Source organism: Paenibacillus sp. SEL1, assembly GCF_054602535.1.
Genome location: NZ_CM137723.1, coordinates 583,672 through 607,500, shown reverse-complemented (window position 1 = coordinate 607,500; position 23,829 = coordinate 583,672). Strand labels below are relative to the sequence as shown.

Genomic DNA, 23,829 nt, shown 5'->3' with positions numbered 1-23,829 from the left:
CAATCGAACCCGGAGATAGCTGGTTCTCCCCGAAATAGCTTTAGGGCTAGCCTCGGAAAGAAGAATCGTGGAGGTAGAGCACTGATTGGGTGCGGGGCCCGCAAGGGTTACCAAGCTCAGTCAAACTCCGAATGCCATCGATTTAGTTCCGGGAGTCAGACAGTGAGTGCTAAGATCCATTGTCGAAAGGGAAACAGCCCAGACCATCAGCTAAGGTCCCCAAGTGTGTGTTAAGTGGGAAAGGATGTGGAGTTGCACAGACAACCAGGATGTTGGCTTAGAAGCAGCCACCATTGAAAGAGTGCGTAATAGCTCACTGGTCGAGTGACTCTGCGCCGAAAATGTAACGGGGCTAAACACACCACCGAAGCTATGGCTTGATGCTTGCATCAGGGGTAGGGGAGCGTTGAATGCGGGTTGAAGGTGTACCGTAAGGAGCGCTGGACTGCATTCAAGTGAGAATGCCGGTATGAGTAACGAAAAGATCTGTGAGAATCAGATCCGCCGAAAGCCTAAGGGTTCCTGAGGAAGGTTCGTCCGCTCAGGGTAAGTCGGGACCTAAGGCGAGGCCGATAGGCGTAGTCGAAGGACAACAGGTCGAAATTCCTGTACCACCGTAATCCGTTATGAGCGATGGGGTGACGCAGTAGGGTAGTGACGCGGACTGATGGATGTCCGTCTAAGCAGTGAGGCTGATGTGTAGGCAAATCCGCACATCGTAAGGCTGGGCTGTGATGGGGAGCGAAAATTATAGTAGCGAAGGTCATGATCTCAGACTGCCAAGAAAAGCCTCTAGCCAGGAGAAGGTGCCCGTACCGCAAACCGACACAGGTAGGCGAGAAGAGAATTCTAAGGCGCGCGGAAGAACTCTCGTTAAGGAACTCGGCAAAATGACCCCGTAACTTCGGGAGAAGGGGTGCCTCGGTAGGGTGAATAGCCCGAGGGGGCCGCAGTGAAAAGGCCCAAGCGACTGTTTAGCAAAAACACAGGTCTGTGCGAAGCCGCAAGGCGAAGTATACGGGCTGACGCCTGCCCGGTGCTGGAAGGTTAAGGGGAGTGGTAAGCCCTTCGGGGCGAAGCTATGAACCGAAGCCCCAGTAAACGGCGGCCGTAACTATAACGGTCCTAAGGTAGCGAAATTCCTTGTCAGGTAAATTCTGACCCGCACGAATGGCGTAACGACTTGGGCGCTGTCTCAACGAGAGATCCGGTGAAATTTTAATACCTGTGAAGATGCAGGTTACCCGCGACAAGACGGAAAGACCCCATGGAGCTTTACTGCAGCTTGATATTGAATTTGGGTACGATCTGTACAGGATAGGTGGGAGCCGTAGAACTTTGAGCGCCAGCTTGAAGGGAGGCATCCTTGGGATACCACCCTGATCGTATCTAGGTTCTAACTTGGTACCGTAAACCGGTGCGAGGACAGTGTCAGGTGGGCAGTTTGACTGGGGCGGTCGCCTCCTAAAGAGTAACGGAGGCGCCCCAAGGTTCCCTCAGAATGGTTGGAAATCATTCGAAGAGTGCAAAGGCAGAAGGGAGCTTGACTGCGAGACCTACAAGTCGAGCAGGGACGAAAGTCGGGCTTAGTGATCCGGTGGTACCGCATGGAAGGGCCATCGCTCAACGGATAAAAGCTACCCTGGGGATAACAGGCTTATCTCCCCCAAGAGTCCACATCGACGGGGAGGTTTGGCACCTCGATGTCGGCTCATCGCATCCTGGGGCTGAAGTAGGTCCCAAGGGTTGGGCTGTTCGCCCATTAAAGCGGTACGCGAGCTGGGTTCAGAACGTCGTGAGACAGTTCGGTCCCTATCTGTCGTGGGCGTAGGAAATTTGAGAGGAGCTGTCCTTAGTACGAGAGGACCGGGATGGACGTACCGCTGGTGTACCAGTTGTTCCGCCAGGAGCACCGCTGGGTAGCTATGTACGGAAGGGATAAGCGCTGAAAGCATCTAAGCGTGAAGCCCCCCTCAAGATGAGATTTCCCAGTATGTAAGACCCCTTGAAGACGACGAGGTAGATAGGTTGGGGGTGGAAGTGCAGTAATGCATGGAGCTGACCAATACTAATCGGTCGAGGGCTTATCCTAAGATAAAACGCAAATAAGTTTCGGATCCAGTTTTCAGGGTGTAACCTTGAAGGTGTGTAGAAATACATACAACAAGCGCATGGCTATTCATTCACACGATAAGTGATGAACTGAATAACCGTACGGTAGAATTTACGATGTAAATTCATGTTTGGTGGCGATAGCGGAGGGGTTCCACACGTACCCATCCCGAACACGACCGTTAAGCCCTCCAGCGCCGATGGTACTTGGACCGCAGGGTCCTGGGAGAGTAGGACGTCGCCAAGCAGAGCTTTATGATTAATATTCCCTGATAGCTCAGTTGGTAGAGCACTCGACTGTTAATCGAGTTGTCACAGGTTCGAGTCCTGTTCGGGGAGCCATATGGAGAGGTGTCCGAGTTGGCCGAAGGAGCACGATTGGAAATCGTGTAGGCGCCAAAAGCGTCTCGAGGGTTCGAATCCCTCTCTCTCCGCCATAATTATTTTATTGTATGGCCCGTTGGTCAAGGGGTTAAGACACCTCCCTTTCACGGAGGTAACAGGGGTTCGAATCCCCTACGGGTCATAAGTAGTATGGAGGCTTAGCTCAGCTGGGAGAGCATCTGCCTTACAAGCAGAGGGTCGGGGGTTCGAGCCCCTCAGCCTCCACCATTTATTTAAAAAGCAGTACCTAATATTATCGCGGGGTGGAGCAGTTCGGTAGCTCGTCGGGCTCATAACCCGAAGGTCGCAGGTTCAAATCCTGCCCCCGCAACCAATTAACTTTTGAATGTAAACTGCTATGGAACTGTGGTGTAGAGGCCTAACATGCCTGCCTGTCACGCAGGAGATCGCGGGTTCGAATCCCGTCAGTTCCGCCATTTTTACAAAGTTATATTACCCTGTTGGGAGCCATTAGCTCAGTTGGTAGAGCACCTGACTTTTAATCAGGGTGTCGAAGGTTCGAGTCCTTCATGGCTCACCATTCATGAACTTATATGTCATGGATATAATGATATTGCGGACGTGGCTCAGCGGTAGAGCATCGCCTTGCCAAGGCGAGGGTCGCGGGTTCGATTCCCGTCGTCCGCTCCATATTTGCGCCCTTAGCTCAGCTGGATAGAGCGTTTGACTACGAATCAAAAGGCCGGGAGTTCGAATCTCTCAGGGCGCGCCATTAACTTCATAAGCCGGTGTGGCGGAATTGGCAGACGCGCGCGACTCAAAATCGTGAGGGAAACCGTGGAGGTTCGAGTCCTCTCACCGGCATGTATTTCGGGATGTAGCTCAGCTTGGTAGAGCACCTGGTTTGGGACCAGGGGGTCGCATGTTCAAATCGTGTCATCCCGATTCAAAAGGAAAGTCGCTGGAAGCAGCGGCTTTTTTTTATATTCATATCTTTTTGTATAAATCAGTAATCCTCAGGTCACACTAACACAAAAAGTGGGACGGAAGGGATTACTGTGAAGCGATTAAGTTGGAAAAAACAGATGAAACGGCGCTGGAAGCAGTGGAGAAGAACAGTGTGGGCATGTAGCATTTTTGGTGCGGCTTGTTTGCTGGCAGGGTTGGGTATTCTGTTTTCGAATTATTTGCAGGCTATGTTGTCACAGCCACTCGCTACTACCGTCATGGCAGAGGAGAGCTTGGAGGAGGCTTCACATCTGAGTCCAACTGGAGATCACTCCTCACAGATGCAACTATTGCAAAGTCTTCGTGCTTCCGGTATAAGCAGGAAGACCCGTCTGTTAACCACCTACGTGTGTGGTACGGAAACACTTTCCTTGGGAACGCTAAGTTCACAGCAGCTAGAGACCTTACTGAAGCAACATCCCGATTGGAAGGGACGACTTAATACCAAAGGAGAGATGTGGCTGGAGCGCAGGGTGGAAGACTTGTCAGAGTCATGCAAAGAGCATGGATACATGGGGTTAAGCACTGACGGGCAGCTTACACTGTATGAAGGGCTACCTAAAAAGGAAAAAGTTATCCGCACTTTTTTTCAATTGGATGTGGGTTCCATGGAGACGGCCTTGCCAGAAGGGGTATATAAACAACTTCAGCAGGGAATACGTGTACAGGATATAAATGAGTATAACAGTGTAATCTCCACTTTTAGTGACTTTGCCCTGGAGCGAACACAAAGGGTATTAAAGCAGCACTATTGATTACAACTACGAGACGTTAGGCATTGCCCATGTGGTGAGGCTTGAAGCGTCTCTTTTTATGTTTTTACTCTGTTTAAATTTTTTCCTCTATTAGATACAAAGTTTTGTTATAATGAAAAGAACGACACATATGTTCGCTTTATATGGTATTTGGCCATGATTATATTCAGAATAACGCTGGCTTTTGGTTAGGTACGCCATGTTTGAGCGATAGGGGAGAGATTTTTTTGCGTTTTTTAGGAATTGATCCGGGTATTGCCATTGTGGGCTTCGGATTTGTAGACAAGATTGGCAGCAAGGTGGTTCCTGTGCAGTATGGCTGTATCCAGACTGAGGCTCATACACCGGAGGAAGAAAGGCTGCTTCATGTGTATGAAGGCATGTTGCAATTAATAGATAAATATAAGCCTGATGCGGTAGCACTGGAAAAGCTCTTTTTTAATCGCAACGTTACAACCGCTATGTCTGTAAGTCAGGCACGTGGGGTGCTGGTACTAGCTGCAAAACAACGTAATTTGCCTATAGGTGAATACACGCCGATGCAGGTAAAGCAGGCTATTGTAGGGTATGGTAAGGCTGAGAAGAAACAGGTACAAGAAATGGTTAGAATGTTCCTAAAGCTTCAAGTTGTGCCCAAACCGGACGATGTAGCGGATGCTTTGGCGGTGGCTATTTGTCATGCGCATTCCTATGGACTAAATTCAAAATTAAATGAGGTATTGCGAAAATGATAGATTTCTTGCGTGGTTCTGTGGCCCATTTGGAAAATGAATATGTTGTTTTAGATGTGCAGGGTGTAGGGTATAGGGTATTTTGTCCGAATCCTTACGCGTTCGCCAAAACTGAAGGTCCAGTGGTTATTTACATTCACCATCATGTAAGAGAAGATGCTATTTTACTGTTCGGTTTTGCGACCCGTGAGGAGCAGCAGCTTTTCCGTAAACTGATTGATGTATCTGGTATTGGGCCGCGTGTTGCGCTTGGTATTTTAGGAGGCGGTACGCCTGCTCATGTGGTAACGGCGATTTATCAGGAGAATATCACATTTCTCACCAAGTTACCGGGGATCGGTAAAAAGACGGCACAACGTATGATTCTGGATTTGAAAGACAAGCTGGACGGTATTGGCTCGTTGGGGATGGCAACCGGATTGTTTGCTGAGCCTGTCGTAGAAGAAGGCGAAGGTTCATATTGGGGCGAGGCCCGTGAGGCGCTCAAGGCGCTCGGTTACACGGATGCTGAGTTGGATAAGGTATGGAGCAGAATGAAGAAAGATGCGAAACCTGATGAATCTGCCGATATTTTGATGAAGCGGGCTTTGCAACTGTTGTTTGCCGGATAGGACGATGATGTCCGTTAACAAATGTCTGGTGAAAAGAGGAGCGATGGAACATGGATGACCGGATTATTTCCGCCAATTTGATGATGGAAGACCAGACGGCGGAGCTAAGCCTTCGCCCCCGTTATCTAAATGAATATATCGGGCAAAATCAGGTTAAGGAAAATCTGAAAGTATATATTGAAGCGGCCAAAATGCGTAAAGAAGCGTTGGACCATGTACTGTTGTACGGGCCGCCTGGGTTGGGTAAAACAACTCTTGCTAACATTATCGCCAATGAGTTGGGGGTTAATTTGCGTACGACTTCAGGTCCTGCAATTGAAAGACCGGGAGATTTGGCAGCATTGCTGACCAATCTTCAAGAGGGTGATGTTTTGTTCATTGATGAGATTCATCGCCTTCATCGTACGGTGGAAGAAGTCATGTATCCGGCGATGGAGGATTTTGCGCTGGACATTATGATTGGCAAAGGCCCGAGTGCACGTTCGGTTCGTCTGGATTTGCCACCCTTTACCCTTATAGGGGCCACTACGCGCGCTGGGCTGCTCTCTGCGCCATTGCGTGACCGGTTTGGTGTTATTAGTCGATTAGAGTTTTATACGACAGGCGAGCTGGCTTACATCGTGTCCAGGAATGCGGATATTATGGAGATTGAGATTGTTGGGGATGCGGCGGAGGAAATCGCATTGCGTTCACGGGGGACCCCGCGTATTGCTAACCGACTGTTAAAAAGGGTGCGTGATTTTGCCCAGGTTGCGGGAGACGGTATTATTCATTCTGAGTTGGCTGCAGAGGCGCTAAAGAGACTTCAAATAGATCCACTCGGGCTGGATGAAATTGATCATAAAATGCTTAAGGCCATGATTCATTCATTCCGGGGCGGGCCTGTAGGATTGGATACCATTGCTGCAACCATTGGTGAGGAGAGCCAGACAATTGAGGATGTGTACGAGCCCTATTTGTTACAAATTGGCCTTTTACAAAGAACACCTCGGGGACGAACAGTGACTCCGGCGGCATATGGCCACCTTGGAATCCCGATGCCAACGGATCCACGGTGAGTAGGAAACATGATGCACTTTTCAAAAAATCATTGCATGGTTACACGCAAGTATGGTGAATACGATATCGGCTGACGGATGATTGAGGGAAGTGAGAGTGTAAGTAAGATTCGAGCGGGTTCATATTTTGGTTTATTCCGCCGATGTATTTAAAGGGATAGACAAGGGTCGAGATCCCGATAAATTACGCAATATAAGTGCTAGACAGCTAGATTGGGGGAGCCAGAAATGAGTGGAGAAGCATTTAACCGAAAAAGTATTTTCGGTGCATGGATGGGCCGGGCCAAACGAGCAGCAGCGATTATGGTATTAGCTACAGTGTGCATACCTTGGTCTTCGGGCGTTCACGCTGCTGCCGCCCAAGAGGATATTCGTGTAGTGATTTTTGCGGATCTAGGTAGCAAATATAAAGCGACAGTCCCCGCTGTAACCTTGAAATCATCAGGAGGTCTGAGTGTTGGACAGAACAGTGGGGGCAGTTTTCAAACTTGGATGGGACTGCCAGACAGTACGGCTCGTTTTAGTGTAGACAGCTATCGGGTGAAGGTACTTGAAGGAAATGAAGCAGCGGCGATAAAAGCGGCCCAAGCCCTGCAAAAGACTAATGATAAACCTACGGTTTTTATCGGTTCAAAAAATGGTAGCTCAGTGTATCAAGTGTACGCGGGAATATATGCTAGTGAGCAGTCTGCGCAGGCTGCTGTACAGCGGATTTCCTCCGCAACCGGAGCGCAGGCCGAGGTTAAGGGAAACAAGCATTGGTCCACAGGAAGCTACGGAAGCGAGCAGGAAGCTAATCTCGTTCGAACGACAATTGCTGCGGCAGGCTTTGATGCTTTTACTGTAATTCAATCAAGAGGCCAGTATGCTGTATGGGTTGGAGAAGAAAGTAATGACAGCAAGCTGTCGGCTTTGAAAACAGAGCTGGAGAGCAAGCAGCCGAGACTCACGCTGTCTAAAGTTAATGCTACTCAAACCGGCCTCATTATAAGACAGGAAGCAGGAGTTACGACTGGCTCGCAGGTGATGTCTCATTACATGCTAAGTGGTTCTGATCATAGCAAGGTAATTGTCAACGGCGGTAATGATGGAATACAAGTGATGGAAAGATCACAGCGTACATATCGCGGCGAGATGGAGATTGGCATGACGTCAGGCCAGCTGGCGCTTGTGAATGAAGTTCCTTTGGAGCAGTATTTATATTCCGTGGTAGGAGCAGAGGTCTATTCCTCATGGCCAGATGAAGCGCTCAAGGCTCAAGCGGTAGCGGCTCGTAGCTACGCGCTTGCCCAAGGCAATCGGTTTCAGATCGGCAATGTAGTAGATGGCACGTTAAGCCAGGCTTACAACGGTAAGAGCTCGGAACATGCCAATGTCAATGAGGCTGTAGATGCAACAGCTGGTGAAGTCATTAAAAGTGGCGGCAAAGTGATCGAAGCTGTATTTTCATCTAATGCGGGCGGTGTGACAGCAGATGCTTCCGAGGTGTGGAACAGTGGTGGCGAAGCCTTTGCCAGCGTAGACAGCTCGGGAGATACTTCGGCGCTAAAAGGAGCACAGGAGTGGTATCATGTACTTCTCTCCAGTGGCAAGACAGGGTATATTCGTGAGGATAATGCTAAGGAACTGGAGGGTGTCACAGAAGCGGGGTTAGACAAAATCACCGTCACTGCGGAAAATACAAATGTGCGTCCTATTCCCCAAATTCAATCGACGGTTACCCCAATAGCCAAGGCGCAGCCGGGCGAAGAGATCATTGTATTAGAAAAGGTGCCTCAGTCCGGAGACTATGCATGGGTGCGGGGGCCCTTTACGTCAGCTCAGCTTGCTAAATCCCTGCAAGGGAAAGTAACGGGCACTGTGCCATCCTCTATTGATCACCTCGATGTCACCAAACGTGGTCCATCAGGGCGAGTGTTGGAGGTTGAAGCGAACGGATCCCCTTTGAAAGTGAAATACCCGGATATGTTTCGCTCAGCAATGGGCGGACTCCCGAGCACACTGTTTGATATTGCGAGTACCGGAAGTTATACTGTATTAGGCGCTGATGGGGCTACTTCTCATGTAAGTGGTACACAAGGCACTCAAATCCTGTCCGCATCTGGCAGCAGTACTTCAAGTGGTAACGGGGTGATCGTCATGAATGAAGATCGTCATGCACGAGTCATTGACAAAACACAAAGCTTTATTTTTACAGGTAAAGGAAATGGTCATGGTTTGGGCTTATCCCAATGGGGTGCCAACGGTTTGGCCGAGCAGGGGTATGATTACAAGAAAATTTTGCAACACTATTACAAAAATGTGGATATAGTTAAGGACTGACCAATATATGAATGTAAACGACTACGATTTTGAACTGCCTGAAACATTAATTGCACAGACACCTTTGCTTGATCGGAGCGCTTCCAGATTACTGACGTTAAATAAAAATAACGGTGAAGTGGGTCATCATACGTTTTCGGATATTGTGCAGTATCTCCAACCAGGGGATACGCTGGTATTAAACGATACGAGAGTGATTCCTGCACGCTTGTTTGGCATCAAGGAAGACACGGGAGCTAAGGCTGAGGTTTTGTTGCTTAAGCAACTGCAAGGGGACCGATGGGAAGCATTGGTGAAACCCGGTAAAAAGCTAAAAAAGGGTGCTGTTATTGTTTTCGGTGATGAGCTGAAAGCAGTAATTGAGGAAGAAGGAGATATGGGCGGAAGGGTGCTTTCATTTTCATATGACGGTATTTTTCAGGAGATCTTGGACCGTCTGGGGCAGATGCCGCTTCCGCCGTATATCAAGGAACAACTGGATGACCGCGAGCGTTATCAGACCGTTTATGCTCGACATGAAGGTTCGGCTGCGGCTCCAACGGCAGGGCTGCATTTTACAGAAGAATTGCTGGACCAGATTAAAAAGAAGGGCGTTACCGTTGCCTTTATCACACTTCATGTTGGCTTAGGGACGTTCAGACCGATGTCTGTGGATACGATTGAAGAGCATGTCATGCACGAAGAGTATTATTCATTATCACAGGAAACGGCAGATGTACTTAATGCAACCAAGGCGCGCGGTGGGAGAATCGTGGCAGTGGGAACAACCAGTTGTCGAACGCTGGAGACGGTGGGCAATACATTCGCAGATGGAGTGCTGCAGGCCAGCAGTGGCTGGACACAGATTTTTATTTATCCAGGCTACGAATTCCGTGTGGTGGATGCGATGATTACGAATTTCCATTTGCCTAAATCCACCTTGGTTATGCTGGTCAGCGCACTGGCGGGCAGGGAGAATATTATGCATGCTTACCAGGAGGCGATTGACCGACAATATCGGTTCTTCAGCTTCGGGGACGCAATGTTCATTTATTAATTAAGGATGGTAGAGAAAATATGGCACCAGCAATAAGATACGAACATATTAAAACCTGCAAGCAATCGGGAGCTCGTCTCGGGCGTGTACACACACCTCACGGAGTTATTGAGACACCAACCTTTATGCCGGTGGGAACTCAAGCGACTGTTAAAACGATGAGTCCTGAGGAACTGAAAGCGATGGATGCTCAAATTATTTTGAGTAACACGTACCATTTGTTTCTTCGTCCCGGCCACGATATTATTCGTGAAGCGGGTGGACTGCACAAGTTTATGAATTGGGATCGCCCTATTTTAACAGACAGCGGCGGATTCCAGGTGTTTTCTTTAAGTGAAATGCGTAAAATTTCAGAGGAGGGTGTTCATTTCCGCTCTCATTTAAATGGAGATAAGAAGTTTCTTTCACCAGAAGTGGCAATGGAAATTCAAAACTCGCTTGGCTCAGATATTATGATGGCCTTCGATGAATGCCCGCCGTTTCCTGCTGAATATGAGTATGTGAAAAAGTCACTGGAACGCACCAGCCGTTGGGCTGAGCGTTGTCTAGAGGCACACGCGCGTCCTCATGATCAAGGTCTGTTTGCCATTGTTCAGGGAGGCATGCATGAAGATCTGCGCAAGCAAAGCGCTGCGGATTTGACTTCCATGGATTTCCCGGGGTATGCTATTGGTGGACTGAGCGTAGGTGAACCGAAACATTTGATGTATGAAGTGCTCGATTATACGGTTCCTCTGCTTCCCACCAACAAGCCACGTTATTTGATGGGCGTGGGTTCGCCTGATGCTTTGATTGAAGGCTCTATCCGTGGTGTGGATATGTTCGATTGTGTACTTCCAACCCGAATTGCTCGCAACGGGACAACGATGACCAGCCAAGGTCGTCTTGTCGTTCGCAATGCCCAATATGCAAGTGATTTTGGCCCGCTCGATCCCGCTTGTGATTGTTATACCTGTCGCAATTATTCACGTGCTTACTTGCGACATTTGATTAAAGCGGATGAAACCTTCGGGCTCCGACTGACAACGTATCATAACTTGCATTTCTTAATACAATTGATGCGTAATGTCAGACAAGCGATTATGGATGACAGGCTGCTTGATTTCCGAGATGAATTTTTTGAGCAGTACGGTCTTCATGATAATGATAAAGGCTTTTAAGTTTTAGGGAGAGTATACGAAAGGGGGATTTAACATGTTTCATTTTGCTACAGCCGCTACTGCACCCGGTGGAACTGGCGGACTTTTCCAAATGATCTGGCCACTGGCTCTGATGTTTGTAATCTTCTATTTCTTGCTGATTCGCCCGAATCAGAAAAAACAAAAGCAGCGTCAAACGATGCTTCAAGCTTTGAAAAAGGGAGATAAAGTAATTACAATCGGAGGTCTTCACGGTACAATTATGGAGATTACGGATGATGTAGTAGTTTTGCGTGTGAATGATGTCACGAAGCTGACCTTTGACCGCAGTGCAATCAGCAATGCGATTGCAAAAGACACGGCATCTGAGGAAGTTGTTTCCAAATCGTAAAATGCTGGTGACCGTTATGCAAAAACCGAGCCTTTGAGGAGGCTCGGTTTTTTTGTGTTGTTTTATTACATGGATACAAACATTTTGATTACTTGTTGAGATTAATGCCAAACATCCCACCACCTGCGCCTATGACAAACGCGAAACCTAAGTGTAACAGGTCCTTGCCGTTCATGCCCGCATCCAATGCCAGAAAACCGACCAGAAGAACGATTAGTCCATACAGGATGCCTGTAATACCGCCTTGATACCAGCCTTTGTTTGTGGATCTTTTACCGGCGACGAAGCCGCCAGATAGCATGGCGAATGCATGGACGATGTACGTATACAATGATAAGTCCTGTTCCTGCATCTGTGTCAGCCACAAGAGTAGTGAAAGAATCAATGCGCCAAGCAGCATCCATGCAAAAGCATAAAATAAGCCGGATAAAATGGGATGGGCCAGACGAAACGAACACCAGCGGCGAATGAGCTCCATTGATAATTCCTCCTGTACCAAGGTTTGAACTATTATCATTCTATGGCCAAGCCTCCCGGCTTAGTACCAAGTCGCAAGCAGTCTTTCTCTTTATTTCAATAATTTAGCCTTTTGTTTTTTGTATGAGCCAACTGAGGAACGGTCAGAATACGTGTACAATGAACGACTAATGTCTTATTGCAAGTACAGGGGAGGAGGCGAACATATTGAGTCACGATATTTTTGCTCATATTTTTCGGACGCTGCTCATGTATTTTATTGTATATCTGGTGATGCGCTTGATGGGTAAAAGGGAGATCGGCAAATTGTCTGTTTTCGATCTCGTCATATCCATTATGATTGCAGAAATTGCTGTATTCAGCCTGGAGGATATAAAACGTCCACTTTATGAAGGGTTGATTCCTTTAGGAGTGCTGTTAATTTTGCAAATAGGTATTTCATTTTTCAGTCTGAAAAGTCGGCGACTGCGCTTACTATTTGATGGTAGGCCCAGTGTATTGTACTCTAATGGACAATTAAACAAGGATGAAATGGTAAAACAACGTTATAATTTAGATGACTTGCTGTTACAACTTCGCGAACAAAATATAGAAAGTCTGGACGAAGTTGAATATGTTATTTTGGAAACGACAGGTAAGCTAACGGTTATAGGTAAGGATGATAATAATGGAGTGGAGCACGAAAAAATGAAGCAGGAATTAAACGGAACAGATTTGACAAACAAAGAGCAACAGGTGAATAAAGTCCATCCTTCTCCACAAATCGGTGGAAAGTTTAGATATGAGGGACTGCCTATTCCATTAATCATGGATGGCAAAGTGCTGGATAGAAATTTGGAACGGATGGATATGAACCGTTTTTGGCTTAAGAATCAAATTCAAGCGAAGGGACACAAAGATTTTAAGGATGTTTTTTTATGCTCGGTTAACCATAGAGGTGATGTGTACATTACACCACCGGCCTATGGAAAATCTTCAGATTAGGTTTCTTATGCTTTAAACCATCTTCTCAGGATTGGAATGCGTGTAAGGTTGTCCCAGTCGATCATTTTGATTAAGGTCATCAGGAAAAGGTACAGTATAATTCCCAATCCTGCGGCAAAAATAAACTGAAGCCACATTTGGTTGAACATCGTTAGATGTCTGTAGGTATATAATACTGCTGCTGCCATGATGATCATGCCTATCCCGGTCTTCCAGAAATCGAGCAAACGTACGCGGAAGCGAAGCAGTCTGCTGACACTGAAGCCGTGAAGGAGAGTAACAATGGCACTGTTAATACAAATGGCGATGACAGCTCCATAGATACCATACTGAGGTTGGGAAGCAAGCCAGACGATCAGTACAATTTTGATAACGGCTCCGATAAAGGTATTTAATAAGGCACTTCCAGGACGGTCTAATGCCTGAAGTGCTGCCTGAAGCGGGGCCTGAATGTACATAAAAAGAGCAAAAGGTGCCATAAGCTTAAGCATGCCTCCAATATCGCCATTATTGTAGAGTAGCAGACACAGAGGTTCTGCCAATACATACATGATAACGGCAAATGGGGCTCCTGCAACCAAAGCGAGCCGAAGCGATTGATGTAGACGTTTGTGAATGGCTGTAATATGTCCCTTAGCTGCTGCTTCGGATAACGAAGGAACGAGTGAAACTGCTAGCGAACTGGTTAGAACCCCAGGTAGTAATAACACAGGAATGACCATGCCCTGCATGGCTCCATATTGTGCGGTTGCCACGCCAGTTGCGATGCCTGCTACGGCAAGGCTGCGCATGCACAAGATAGATTCGAGCAAATAGGATAAGGAACCGACAAGCCTTCCAGCAGTAACGGGAACGGAAATAGACATAAGACGTGACAAAACGGATGATTGCTCGGGATGAACTTCAGAGGAGGGGACAGGCGACTTTGGCTGAAGGATGCGATCTTTTCGCTGGTTACACACGTATTGCCATAGCAGTACAATCATGCCAATGAATTCGCCTGCCAGAGCACCGAGCATGGCACCTGCAGCAGCGTATTCTACCCCATGGGGAAGTAACAAGTAAGCAAACCAAATGACGCAAAAAATGCGTATAACGGTCTCCGCAATGGAGGAGCTGGCGGAAGGGATCATATTTTGCTTTCCCTGAAAATAGCCCCTATAAGCTGAAGAAACAGCTACAATGACAATCATTGGGCTCATGCTCACAAATGTATAATACACGCGACTGTCGGTCAGGAGATGGCTTGTGATCCAAGGCGCGAACACAAGACAGAGCACCATGGCGATCAGACTGAGTATAATGGTGAAGCGCAGGCTGGTGTGCAAAATACGCCGCGACATTTCGGGCTGTCCAGCCGTTTCAGCTTCGGCTACAAGCTTGGCTACCGCAAGAGGGATCCCCCCTGTAATAAGCGTCACCAGAACGATAAAAAAGGGATACCCCTGTTGGTATAAGCCAACTCCTTCGGGGCCGATGATACGCGGGAGTGCGATTCGGGGAATAAAACCAAGTATCCGGTTAATAACTCCCGCTGCCAATAAAATGATTGCTCCATGGATGAAAGTCTGCTTTTTCAATCGCAACTCCCTCTTCCCAAAATGTAATTCTGCGTCTATGCATTACTTTAGAAGATATGCTGGACCTGTCCATGTTCATGACAAGCTTTTCCGTTCAGAAACAAAGTGATTTAGACAACAAGAGGGCGAGTGGTGAATTCTGCTATTGACGAGCGAAATGAATGCATATATTGTTGATTTAAGGCTATTTTCAACGAAAAGAAGGGTTTTCCAGGATCAGGACAGAAATGTTCTACAAAGCAGTCAATAACCCCGCTAATTGCTGATCTGCGGAACCGGTAGTCGCTGGGAGGAGGAACGGCCATCGTGGGTATGGAAGAGCTGGATGAGCAGGATTGGGATGACGCAATTGAGATGCTCTGTCAAAGTAAGGCGGACGAGTTGATTCTCGTAGGCTATGAGCATGTCACAAGTAAGGACGTGTGGAATTGCGTCAGCCATAAATATGAAAAGGAGGGTATCCCTCCGCTGCACAAGCTCGTTAATGATATTCTTTCCCTTAAAGCGACGAGCTTTATGAACTATTTGACGATGTCCGCATTACGGGGCTCCACTTTCGAATAGAAGGGGGTCTTTTTTTGCGTTCAAATTGACTGCTTTTTGAGGGGTAGCTATAATAGGAATATTGAGAATGAAAGGGGAACATGGGACGGAATGAAGAGAATTCTAAGTTTCATCGTGGTCGTGCTCATAACTACTGGTGTTATGATCGGGACAAGCCCGGGCCTACTGAACAGTTTAAAATTAGGCCTCGATTTAAAGGGAGGCTTTGAAATTTTATATGAAGCCCAGCCTTTGGAAGCCGGGCAGAGTGTAACCAGCCAGTCTCTTATACAAACAGCTCAAAGTCTGGAGAGACGGATAAACGCGCTTGGTACAACTGAGCCGGAAGTAACAACAGAGGGTACCAACCGTATTCGTGTGCGGCTTGCTGGTGTCTCTAATGAAGCAGAAGTCCGCTCTATGCTGAAAAAGCCTGCCGAGTTGACCTTCCGCAGTGCAACGGCAGCGGATGCTAAAAAGCCAGGCCAATACAGCAAAATTGAGCTCCGCGGTAATGATTTTGTGGAGAATGGCGCTGTTGTCGGCTATGATCAGCTGAACCAACCTGAGATTAGTATCAAAGTGAAGGACAAAGCTAAATTTGCAGAAATCACAAAGCGACTTCTGAATAAAGAATTGGCTATTTTCCTCGATCAGGAATTGCTGTCTGCACCTACAGTACGTGGGGAATTAACGGACGGTAGCGCGTCAATCACAGGTAGCTACACTCGTGATGAAGCGAATAAACTGGCGGATACGATTAATCTGGGTGCCCTTCCGCTCAAACTGACGGAAAAATATTCTCAGAGTGTAGGTGCTACGCTGGGTCAATTGTCACTGGATCAGACGATTCGTGCTGGATTGATCGGCTCGATCATTATTCTGGTATTTATGATTGCAATGTTCCGTGTACCGGGATTAGTGGCCAGTTTCTGTCTCATCGTTCATACCTGGGTAGTGCTTGCCATCTTTTATTTGGGTGGATTCGTGCTTACGCTTCCGGGTATTGCAGCCTTCGTGCTCGGGATCGGGATGGCGGTCGATGCCAATATCATTACGTATGAACGGATTAAAGAAGAAATCAAGTCAGGCAAAACGATTCGTTCTTCTGTCATTGCAGGTAGTAAGGCCTCGTTCCGTACCGTTATGGATGCCAATGTTACGACAATTATAGCAGCAGCGGTGATGTTTGGTCTGGGGACAGGCTCCGTTAGAGGTTTCGCTCTGGTGCTCATCGTTGATATTGTCACCAGTATTTTGACGAACATCTTCTTCTCCCGCTTCTTGCTAAATCTGCTGGTTAAAGCGGATGTTGTGAAGAAGCCAAAGTATTTTGGTGTGAAGGAGAGTGATATCAGTGCGCTTTAATTGGAACTTGAAATATATCAAGATGAGCAAGTGGTTTTACACGTTCTCGATTATTATCACACTGCTTGGTATTCTGAGTTTGTCGATATTTGGCTTGAATTACGGAGTAGACTTTCGTTCCGGTTCCAATGTGGATGTCAATTTGACTAAAGTTGTTACACAGGAACAGATTCAAACTTTGCTGGATAAGCAGGGGATCGGCAAAGAGGTGGATTATACACCGGGTAAAGAGCGTTTCGGCATTCGCTTCTCACAGGTTTTGACGGATCAGCAAGTGAATGACTTTAAGATTTCTTTTAACAAACAGCTGGATCCGAAGGCTTCCTTTGAGGTTAATACAGTGGATACGGAAATGGCGCAAGAACTGGAGCGGAATGCAATATGGGCGATATTGCTAGCATGTGTAGCCATCGCGGTCTATATTTCGATCCGGTTTGAATGGCGGTTTGCCATTGCAGCAATCGTTTCGTTGTTGCATGATGCCTTCCTCGTTATCAGTATTTTCTCGATTTTCCGTCTTGAGGTGGATTTGACCTTTATTACGGCAATTCTGACGATTGTCGGTTTCTCCATTAATGACACTGTCGTTATTTTTGACCGTATTCGGGAAAATCTACGGTTTGCGAAGAAGAAGTCCAGGGACGACTTAGAGCAGGTAGTTGATCACAGTATTGCGCAGACAATGACTCGTTCACTTGCAACTGTGTTTACGGTGTTTATTGCTTCCTTATGTTTGTTCATATTTGGCGGCGAATCGATCCGTATGTTCTCACTTGCGATGGTTATTGGTTTGTTGTTTGGTGCTTATTCCTCCATTTTCATTGCCAGTCCGCTGTGGGTAGCTTTGAAAGGAAAACAAAAATCTCCGACAGCTGGCGGGGGCGCGGTCAAAACTGCAAAGTCTTAAGTTACGCAAATACCAGTAGTATAAATTAAAGAGAAAGCCGCGTCTGCTTGGGCGCGGTTTTCTAAGGTTTTGAGATTTACCTTGAGTAAGGCACAATAGTGGGCACTTAATGTGAATGGTTTTTGCTTTTAAGAAATTCGGTTATTTTAGAATGGAGCTTTATTGGAAAAGGGTTAGTTCAGGATTGAGGGGGAAACGTTGTGAATAGCGAACGCAGCCGATCATTGGAAACTGCGGCGTTGAGCGGGATTGTAGGCAATCTCGCGCTGGCTGTTCTAAAGGGAACCGTCGGTTATGCGGCAAACAGCAAGGCGTTGTTGGGGGATGCACTGCACACGGCTGCGGATAGTGCTTCCCGTTTGCAGGAGCTTCTGTTTTCCAAGGGTGCTACAGGGCACGGAATGCTGGCACGGTTGCGGAACGGTGAAAAAGTTCGGACGGTCATATCTGTGGTGCTGGCTATTTTAGTGCTGATGAGTGGTCTTCAGCTAGCTATTTCGGCGGTTCGTTCATTAAGCAGTTCGGAACCGCAGGCTCCCGGTCTGTATGCATTAATTACCGTATTTATTGCGTTGGTGTTGAGAGAGGCGTTATTTCAGTTTCAATATCGCTACTCGATTAAACATGGTCATAAAGCGGAAGCAGATCGGTACGCTAACCATGAACGTTACTCGCTGTATGCATCGTTGATTGCATTGATCGGCATGATCGGTGCAATGACTGGCGAAGCAATGGAATGGCCTGCATTATTATATCTTGATCCAACCGCAGCTTTGCTGGTAGCCTGTCTGGTGCTGCGCAAAGGATATTTGATGGTAATGAATACCGCTTACCAGGTTCCTGCACAGCCCTTGCAGGAGGAAGACTCCCGACGCTTTATGGAGACGATTCAACGGGTGTATGGTATTGTAACGGTTGAGCACTTACATGCCCAGGAAACAGGCCATTTCATAACAGTGGATGTAACGATAAGTGTGAACCCGCGGATTACGGTACAGGAAGCGCAGGAAATCGCCGATCGAGCCAAAAATCTACTGTTAGCCCGTTTTCCACAGGTGACCCATGTACAAATGCAGTTCATTTCTTATCAAGCCGGGTATCCTTACAAATCCAATCATGAACTGCCAGATAATGATGTGTCGTCGTTGCTTCAATAGAGTAGGACGACTATGAAAGAAAGGTGAACAGGATTGCTTCATTCGCAGTACAGATGGAAGACCCCAGAGGCTAACCTGGAAGCGGCTCAGCTGTTGACAGAAGAGCTGGGGATTTCACCATTGTTGTCCCGGCTTTTAGTGAACCGGGGCGTCACTACCGCCGGGGAAGCAAACCGCTTTTTGTACGGAAGTGTGGACGATGTACACGACCCTTATCTGCTTCTTGGTATGAAAGAGGCCGTACCGAGAATTCGCCAGGCTCTGGAACGTGGCGAGCATATATTAATCTATGGCGATTATGATGCGGACGGCGTGTCCAGTACATCATTGATGATTCAGCTCATGCGTTTTCTCAAGGCTTCTTATGATATTTATATTCCCCATCGTTCTAATGAGGGATATGGTCTGCATAACCATGCCCTTGATTGGGCTCATCAGCAGGGAGTTACGCTGGTCATTACGGTAGATACGGGAATTAGTGCAGTCGAGCAAATTGCTTATGCAACTTCCTTGGGGATAGATGTTATTGTGACGGATCATCATGAGCCGCCTGCTGTACTTCCCGAGGCATATACTTTGATTAATCCAAAGCTACCCGGTTGCCCATACCCATTTAAAGGTCTTGCAGGTGTTGGTGTTGCCCTGAAGCTCGCTCAGGCGCTGTTGGGTGAGGTGCCAGAGGAATGGTTTGAAATCGCTGCTATCGGCACGGTAGCCGATCTGATGCCACTACATGGTGAAAATCGGACGATGGTACGCAGAGGGATTCAATCCATGAGAAACTCTGCATTTCCGGGTATCCGTGCGTTGCTCCATGTAGCGGGCGTGGATATATCTACAGTGACTTCAGTCAACATCGCATTTGCATTGGCTCCGCGGATTAATGCCAGCGGGCGCCTGGATCATGCGGGACGAGCAGTTTCTCTGCTGACGACAGAAAAAGAGGAAGAAGCAGACCAACTTGCGCATGCGCTGGACCTGCTCAATCGTGAGCGTCAACAGGTGGTCGAACGTATTGTGGAGCAAGCCGAGCAACAATTAGCATCCAAACTGAATGGAGGCAAGCTACCGTCAGTTATTGTGTTGGCTGGTGAAGGCTGGAATGTCGGCGTTGTCGGAATTGTGGCATCCAAGCTATTGGATCGCTATTATCGACCGACCATTATTCTTGGTATAGATGCTGAGACAGGCACGTGCAAAGGTTCTGCCCGGTCTATTCCTGCATTGGATATTTACAGTGCTCTTACGGACGCCCATGAGCTTATGGAGCATTTTGGTGGTCATCCTTCGGCTGCGGGTATGACGCTTTCCCGTGACAATCTGAAATTGTTTGAAGAGCAGCTGAACCGCTATGCGGGTTCCATTCTGACACCAGAAGATCTCATTCCTGTAGCTGAAGCTGATATGGTCTGTCGTTTGGACGAGGTATCTTTGCAAGTGGTTGAAGAACTGGAATTGCTTCAGCCTTTTGGTATGGGGAATCCTTCTCCACGATTCGTATTACAGGGTCTGCAATTGCGCGAGGCTCGTAAAATGGGACGTGAGAAAAATCATGTGAAGCTCCTGCTGGAGCAGAACGGTATATCGCTGGACGCGATTGCCTTCCGTCGTGGCGATTTGGCTGATTTTTTACAGCAACAAACGGAGATAGATCTGCTGGGTGAATTGTCAATTAACGAATGGAACGGTAGACGGTCTCTTCAGCTAATGATGCAGGACATTCGAGTGCAGGCGCCACAAATTTTTGATTATCGTGGAGCGTCGGACCCTTTTGCCGAATTAGAGCGGGGACTGAAGATTTTTCATCCACGTATTGAGGAAAGAAAGAAAGACGTTGCGGTGTTGATTCATCCGTCATCCAGGCTTCGTCCATCGAGCTCCGTGGACGCTGAATCCTTATGGTTATACGATAAAGATGGCAGCGTTATTCCCAGTGATGGTCAAAGAGATGCACAGCACTCTGTAAAGTCGCTGTTCGTACTGGAGCCGCCGGATACACCGGATCAGTTTCAGGCATTATGGTCTACCTTTGAGAATGTAGAGAACGTATTTCTCCTTCATTCGGTCAGTGAGCGTGGCGGTCGACTCGTAAGCCCCGACAGAGAGCTGTTCAAGCGCATTTACGTTGTGCTTTCCCGAATGGGAACACAGCCTATTGATGAAAAGGCAATGCTGCCTGCTCTTAGCCGACAGTGTTCCTGTTCAGTACGCATGTTATCCAAAGTATTGGACATCTTCGAAGAGCTTGAGTTTATGACGCGTACAGATGGTCAATTCCGTTTTGTATCCAATCCGCCTAAGCGGGATTTAACCGCTTCTCCACGCTATCAGGAATTGTATAATATGGCTGAAATGGAGAAGTATTTGCTGGATGCGGACACTACCCAGATGACGAGCTGGATTATGTCGCTTATGAAGGGTGCGTCTTGAGATACTATTTCGCAATTTATGTTGTAAAATGTATATACTAATTTGAAGTTACAGTAGGAGGAACTAAGTTGGACTACAAAGAATATATTCGGGTGATTTCCGATTTTCCACAACCAGGGATTAGTTTTAAGGACATTACGACTCTGATGAAAAATGGTGAACTGTATCGCAAGGCTATCAACGATATGAAGGAACTGGTATCGGATTTGAAAATTGATTTGATTGCAGGGCCAGAAGCACGTGGGTTCGTTATTGGTGCTCCTTTGGCTTATGCGCTTGGTGTTGGTTTTATTCCCATCCGTAAAAGTGGCAAGCTCCCTGGGGAAACCATTGAGGAAGCATACGGTTTGGAGTATGGTAAAGATACACTGGCGATGCATAAGGATGCTATAGAGCCAGGCCAAAATGTTCTCATTGCTGATGACCTGCTTGCTACAGGTGGAACTATTGCTACATCCGTGAACTTGGTACGCCAGCTTGGTGGCAATGTGGCAGGGGCTGCTTTTCTTATCGAGCTGTCTGATCTAAACGGTCGGGCGAAACTGCCTGATGTAGATGTATTCACTCTGATTACGTATTAAGTATTTCGAAACCTGGGTTTCCCGGGAAATAATTATGAACGGATTGCCTAAATAGTCCGATGGAACATCTCTTTATCTAAAGAGTTGCTCCATCGGACTATTTTGTTTAGCAGTGTTTTAAGTTTGGGCTTTGTTTAATTGGTTCAAAATACCATGTATTTTATTGGAAATAGTAATAAAAAATCTAAAAATAACTGTCGATAAATAGTTAAAAGGGAACAGGGGGGGTCATATTGGGTTTATTTCGATTTAAGAGTTTACAGGCACGGACATTTTCTACCTTGATTCCGCTTGTACTTATAACGCTGATTTTAATCAGCTTTTTGTCTTATTTTTTTGCCAAGCAGAAGCTGGATACGGAAATAAGCCAAAATGCTGCTCATTCCTTGTCGAGGGTTAAAGCGGATATTGCAGCTAACGTAGATCGTCATGCTTTACTTGTTTCGATGCTGACTAAGAGTGCGGAACAACTGGGAGCAGGAATGAACATTGAGGGTTATGGACGTTTTTTGAACAAGAGCTGGCTTTAAATGATATGTCATACGGGTTGGGCATTTATTTTGCTAAAGGTGCGTATGATCCGGGAGTGACTTACCGTTCCATATATGTGCATAGAGATGGCCAGCTAGTGAAGCAAACGATTGAATATGATGATCCACAATATGACTACTTAACACAGCCATGGTATACAGAAGCCGTGGAACGTGGTAAGGATATAAATTTTACGGAGCCTTTTTACGATAGCAGACTGAAAATCAATATGATTACTGCAGGGAAAGCATTTTATGACAGGGAAGGGAAGCTGTTAGGTGTCATTACTGGCGACCTGAACATGACAAACATTCAAACGTTTATTGAAAAAATGAAGTTTGGTGCTAACGGTAGTGCGATCTTGATGGATAAGAATGGAGCCATTTTGTCATCCGGTCTTCCGTCCTTAAAAGCAGGCGAGCCGTTAACAAACACGATGAATGCGGAAGCAGCACAATCTGTTCAAAGTGGTACGTCCAGGCAACTATCCGTATCCATTGATAATGAGGAGTACCGGATAATGTACGAAACACTCCCACAAACCGGTTGGAAAATCGGCGTATTACTGCCAGAATCCGATTTGAACCGCTCTGCGAACGAAATGCTTACACTTCTTCTTATTGTTAGTGTTATAGGCATCTTGCTAATTATGGGAGCGTTATTACTTAACAATTCAGGTATGATCAAAGAGATTAAAAAAATTATGCACATAACCAATCGTATGGCTCTTGGGGATTATAACGTTGAACTAACACATCAACGTAAGGATGAATTTGGCCAAATGGCTGACGGGATCAATAAGGTGATTGCGGCAACTAGAGGAATGGCATCACGTTTGAGCGAAGAGTCAGATGTTATCTCAGGCGTATCTATAAAAATTTCCCAAGAGATTTCTGGGACGACTAAAGATGCGCAGCACAATGCAGGAGAACTGGCTAAGGTGAAGGAAGGGGCCGAGCTTCAGTTGGCTGCCGCAGCCGAGAGTGCGACAGCGATGGAGGAGATGGCAGTTGGCATACAACGTATTGCTGAATCTATCCAGCATGTATCCGAGGATACCACTGAGATTGAGCATAAGGCACAACAAGGAAATGAACAGTTGACCGTGGTCAACCAAGGAATGCATAAAGCGAAAATGTCTATGGATGAGGCAGGCAGGGTAGTAAGCTCATTGAATGAGCGGTCCGCCCAAATTGGCAGCATAATTGGAATGATTCAGGAAATTAGTGGGCAGACCAAGTTGCTATCACTGAATGCTTCCATTGAAGCCGCACGTGCAGGGGAGCATGGCCGAGGGTTCGCTGTGGTGGCTTCAGAAATCGGCAAGCTGGCTGTAAACGTGAGCGAGTCTGCGGAACAAATTACGAGTCGAATCCGATCCATGCAGGAAGAAACCAAATTAGCTTTGGAAGGAATGCAGCAGGGTGCTCTGGAGATGGATGAAGGAGTATCTATTTTACTTGAGGTGGAAGAACGTTTTATTGCGATGAATCAAGATATTCAGCAGGTGGCGATAGAAGTGCAGGAGGTTTCATCTGTCTCAGAAGAAATGTCGGCAGGTTCAGAGGAAGTTGCAGCCTCTATTGGATATCTTGCAGACATTGCGAAAGCTTCAGCTAAACGTACAGGGCAAGCCGCGGAACGATCCGAACGGCAGCTTAAGGATCTGGAAGGTATGGACAGCTCTGTCAAGACGCTTACAGGTGTTTCTGATACGCTTAATCAGGTCGTATCTCGCTTTCGTGTGTGATATCTTTAGAAAA

At 47.0% G+C, this 23,829-nt stretch carries 19 protein-coding genes, 11 tRNA genes and 2 rRNA genes (1 of these 32 only partly in view); 30 read left to right on the top strand and 2 right to left on the bottom strand.

The features are described from left to right. From ACYCSE_RS02755 to yajC, 21 genes are all read left to right on the top strand, one after another. Positions 1 to 2,092 (top strand): 23S ribosomal RNA (locus ACYCSE_RS02755) (it extends 837 nt beyond the left edge of the window). A 150-nt stretch (positions 2,093 to 2,242) separates the two neighbouring features. Continuing rightward, positions 2,243 to 2,359, top strand: a 5S ribosomal RNA gene (gene rrf, locus ACYCSE_RS02750). Positions 2,360 to 2,378: 19 nt separating this feature from the next. After that, positions 2,379 to 2,454: transfer RNA gene (locus ACYCSE_RS02745), tRNA-Asn, on the top strand. 3 nt (positions 2,455 to 2,457) lie between these two features. After that, positions 2,458 to 2,549 (top strand) — tRNA-Ser (locus ACYCSE_RS02740). Positions 2,550 to 2,566: 17 nt separating this feature from the next. Continuing rightward, positions 2,567 to 2,638, top strand: a tRNA-Glu gene (locus ACYCSE_RS02735). 10 nt (positions 2,639 to 2,648) lie between these two features. After that, positions 2,649 to 2,724 (top strand) — tRNA-Val (locus tag ACYCSE_RS02730). Positions 2,725 to 2,753: 29 nt separating this feature from the next. Next, positions 2,754 to 2,830 (top strand) — tRNA-Met (locus ACYCSE_RS02725). Positions 2,831 to 2,856: 26 nt separating this feature from the next. Continuing rightward, positions 2,857 to 2,933, top strand: a tRNA-Asp gene (locus tag ACYCSE_RS02720). 28 nt (positions 2,934 to 2,961) lie between these two features. After that, positions 2,962 to 3,037, top strand: a tRNA-Lys gene (locus ACYCSE_RS02715). A 35-nt stretch (positions 3,038 to 3,072) separates the two neighbouring features. Next, positions 3,073 to 3,147: transfer RNA gene (locus ACYCSE_RS02710), tRNA-Gly, on the top strand. Positions 3,148 to 3,152: 5 nt separating this feature from the next. Next, a tRNA-Arg gene (locus ACYCSE_RS02705) sits at positions 3,153 to 3,229 on the top strand. A gap of 12 nt (positions 3,230 to 3,241) precedes the next feature. Next, positions 3,242 to 3,321 (top strand) — tRNA-Leu (locus ACYCSE_RS02700). Between the two features lie 7 nt (positions 3,322 to 3,328). After that, positions 3,329 to 3,402: transfer RNA gene (locus tag ACYCSE_RS02695), tRNA-Pro, on the top strand. Positions 3,403 to 3,515: 113 nt separating this feature from the next. Continuing rightward, entirely contained in the window at positions 3,516 to 4,220 is a 705-nt protein-coding gene (locus ACYCSE_RS02690) for a BofC C-terminal domain-containing protein (RefSeq protein ID WP_459701266.1), read from the top strand. Positions 4,221 to 4,447: 227 nt separating this feature from the next. Continuing rightward, positions 4,448 to 4,951 (top strand): crossover junction endodeoxyribonuclease RuvC, encoded by a 504-nt coding sequence (gene ruvC, locus ACYCSE_RS02685; RefSeq protein ID WP_013311580.1) that lies wholly within the window; start codon positions 4,448 to 4,450, stop codon positions 4,949 to 4,951. Continuing rightward, entirely contained in the window at positions 4,948 to 5,562 is a 615-nt protein-coding gene (gene ruvA, locus ACYCSE_RS02680) for a Holliday junction branch migration protein RuvA (protein ID WP_061829382.1), read from the top strand. The genes ruvC and ruvA overlap by 4 nt, the downstream gene beginning before the upstream one ends. Before the next feature lie 50 nt (positions 5,563 to 5,612). Further along, positions 5,613 to 6,620 carry a Holliday junction branch migration DNA helicase RuvB gene (gene ruvB, locus ACYCSE_RS02675; RefSeq protein WP_459701263.1) on the top strand — a complete coding sequence of 336 codons (1,008 nt, stop codon included), beginning with the start codon at positions 5,613 to 5,615 and terminating at the stop codon, positions 6,618 to 6,620. Positions 6,621 to 6,848: 228 nt separating this feature from the next. Continuing rightward, positions 6,849 to 8,942 carry a SpoIID/LytB domain-containing protein gene (locus ACYCSE_RS02670; protein ID WP_459701260.1) on the top strand — a complete coding sequence of 698 codons (2,094 nt, stop codon included), beginning with the start codon at positions 6,849 to 6,851 and terminating at the stop codon, positions 8,940 to 8,942. Between the two features lie 7 nt (positions 8,943 to 8,949). Beyond that, the gene (gene queA, locus ACYCSE_RS02665) at positions 8,950 to 9,978 is read left to right on the top strand and encodes a tRNA preQ1(34) S-adenosylmethionine ribosyltransferase-isomerase QueA (RefSeq protein ID WP_061829380.1); all 1,029 of its coding nucleotides are present in this window, start codon (positions 8,950 to 8,952) and stop codon (positions 9,976 to 9,978) included. Between the two features lie 20 nt (positions 9,979 to 9,998). Next, the gene (gene tgt / locus ACYCSE_RS02660; RefSeq protein WP_039275028.1) at positions 9,999 to 11,138 is read left to right on the top strand and encodes a tRNA guanosine(34) transglycosylase Tgt; all 1,140 of its coding nucleotides are present in this window, start codon (positions 9,999 to 10,001) and stop codon (positions 11,136 to 11,138) included. Positions 11,139 to 11,172: 34 nt separating this feature from the next. Beyond that, positions 11,173 to 11,508 (top strand): preprotein translocase subunit YajC, encoded by a 336-nt coding sequence (yajC, locus tag ACYCSE_RS02655; protein ID WP_069290201.1) that lies wholly within the window; start codon positions 11,173 to 11,175, stop codon positions 11,506 to 11,508. 88 nt (positions 11,509 to 11,596) lie between these two features. On the opposite strand, the gene ACYCSE_RS02650 is transcribed toward yajC, so the two are convergent. Next, the gene (locus ACYCSE_RS02650; protein WP_061829378.1) at positions 11,597 to 11,986 is read right to left on the bottom strand and encodes a TIGR04086 family membrane protein; all 390 of its coding nucleotides are present in this window, start codon (positions 11,984 to 11,986) and stop codon (positions 11,597 to 11,599) included. Between the two features lie 206 nt (positions 11,987 to 12,192). Here ACYCSE_RS02650 and ACYCSE_RS02645 point away from each other — a divergent pair, with 206 nt between their 5' ends. Beyond that, complete coding sequence (locus tag ACYCSE_RS02645; RefSeq protein WP_348620387.1) at positions 12,193 to 12,969, top strand: DUF421 domain-containing protein; 777 nt, start codon at positions 12,193 to 12,195, stop codon at positions 12,967 to 12,969. 5 nt (positions 12,970 to 12,974) lie between these two features. Here the strand turns inward: ACYCSE_RS02645 and spoVB are convergent, their stop codons facing one another. After that, positions 12,975 to 14,549, bottom strand: coding sequence for a stage V sporulation protein B (gene spoVB, locus ACYCSE_RS02640; protein ID WP_459701256.1), 1,575 nt, complete (start codon positions 14,547 to 14,549; stop codon positions 12,975 to 12,977). A 306-nt stretch (positions 14,550 to 14,855) separates the two neighbouring features. Between spoVB and ACYCSE_RS02635 the strand changes: the two genes are divergently transcribed. The 8 genes from ACYCSE_RS02635 to ACYCSE_RS02600 all read left to right on the top strand — a co-directional run bounded on the left by ACYCSE_RS02635 (position 14,856) and on the right by ACYCSE_RS02600 (position 23,816). After that, complete coding sequence (locus tag ACYCSE_RS02635) at positions 14,856 to 15,113, top strand: post-transcriptional regulator (protein WP_013311570.1); 258 nt, start codon at positions 14,856 to 14,858, stop codon at positions 15,111 to 15,113. A gap of 90 nt (positions 15,114 to 15,203) precedes the next feature. Next, positions 15,204 to 16,460 carry a protein translocase subunit SecD gene (secD, locus tag ACYCSE_RS02630; protein ID WP_061829375.1) on the top strand — a complete coding sequence of 419 codons (1,257 nt, stop codon included), beginning with the start codon at positions 15,204 to 15,206 and terminating at the stop codon, positions 16,458 to 16,460. Beyond that, on the top strand, positions 16,450 to 17,367 hold the full coding sequence (gene secF / locus ACYCSE_RS02625; protein ID WP_013311568.1) for a protein translocase subunit SecF: 918 nt from the start codon (positions 16,450 to 16,452) through the stop codon (positions 17,365 to 17,367). The genes secD and secF overlap by 11 nt, the downstream gene beginning before the upstream one ends. Before the next feature lie 200 nt (positions 17,368 to 17,567). Then, the gene (locus tag ACYCSE_RS02620) at positions 17,568 to 18,524 is read left to right on the top strand and encodes a cation diffusion facilitator family transporter (protein WP_023989928.1); all 957 of its coding nucleotides are present in this window, start codon (positions 17,568 to 17,570) and stop codon (positions 18,522 to 18,524) included. 33 nt (positions 18,525 to 18,557) lie between these two features. Continuing rightward, positions 18,558 to 20,954: a single-stranded-DNA-specific exonuclease RecJ gene (recJ, locus tag ACYCSE_RS02615; RefSeq protein ID WP_459701252.1), complete on the top strand. Its 2,397-nt coding sequence runs from the start codon at positions 18,558 to 18,560 to the stop codon at positions 20,952 to 20,954. A 68-nt stretch (positions 20,955 to 21,022) separates the two neighbouring features. Further along, complete coding sequence (locus ACYCSE_RS02610) at positions 21,023 to 21,535, top strand: adenine phosphoribosyltransferase (RefSeq protein ID WP_029514814.1); 513 nt, start codon at positions 21,023 to 21,025, stop codon at positions 21,533 to 21,535. Positions 21,536 to 21,768: 233 nt separating this feature from the next. Next, complete coding sequence (locus ACYCSE_RS02605) at positions 21,769 to 22,065, top strand: hypothetical protein (RefSeq protein WP_459701249.1); 297 nt, start codon at positions 21,769 to 21,771, stop codon at positions 22,063 to 22,065. A gap of 5 nt (positions 22,066 to 22,070) precedes the next feature. Further along, positions 22,071 to 23,816 (top strand): methyl-accepting chemotaxis protein, encoded by a 1,746-nt coding sequence (locus ACYCSE_RS02600; RefSeq protein ID WP_459701247.1) that lies wholly within the window; start codon positions 22,071 to 22,073, stop codon positions 23,814 to 23,816. Positions 23,817 to 23,829 lie beyond the last annotated feature (13 nt).

Coding starts and splice junctions, on each gene's coding strand:
- yajC (WP_069290201.1), top strand. CDS start 11,173: ATGTTTCATTTTGCTACAGCCGCTACTGCACCCGGTGGAACTGGCGGA.
- queA (WP_061829380.1), top strand. CDS start 8,950: ATGAATGTAAACGACTACGATTTTGAACTGCCTGAAACATTAATTGCA.
- ruvB (WP_459701263.1), top strand. CDS start 5,613: ATGGATGACCGGATTATTTCCGCCAATTTGATGATGGAAGACCAGACG.
- ruvA (WP_061829382.1), top strand. CDS start 4,948: ATGATAGATTTCTTGCGTGGTTCTGTGGCCCATTTGGAAAATGAATAT.
- tgt (WP_039275028.1), top strand. CDS start 9,999: ATGGCACCAGCAATAAGATACGAACATATTAAAACCTGCAAGCAATCG.
- ACYCSE_RS02650 (WP_061829378.1), bottom strand. CDS start 11,986: ATGGAGCTCATTCGCCGCTGGTGTTCGTTTCGTCTGGCCCATCCCATT.
- ACYCSE_RS02600 (WP_459701247.1), top strand. CDS start 22,071: ATGTCATACGGGTTGGGCATTTATTTTGCTAAAGGTGCGTATGATCCG.
- secD (WP_061829375.1), top strand. CDS start 15,204: ATGAAGAGAATTCTAAGTTTCATCGTGGTCGTGCTCATAACTACTGGT.
- ACYCSE_RS02670 (WP_459701260.1), top strand. CDS start 6,849: ATGAGTGGAGAAGCATTTAACCGAAAAAGTATTTTCGGTGCATGGATG.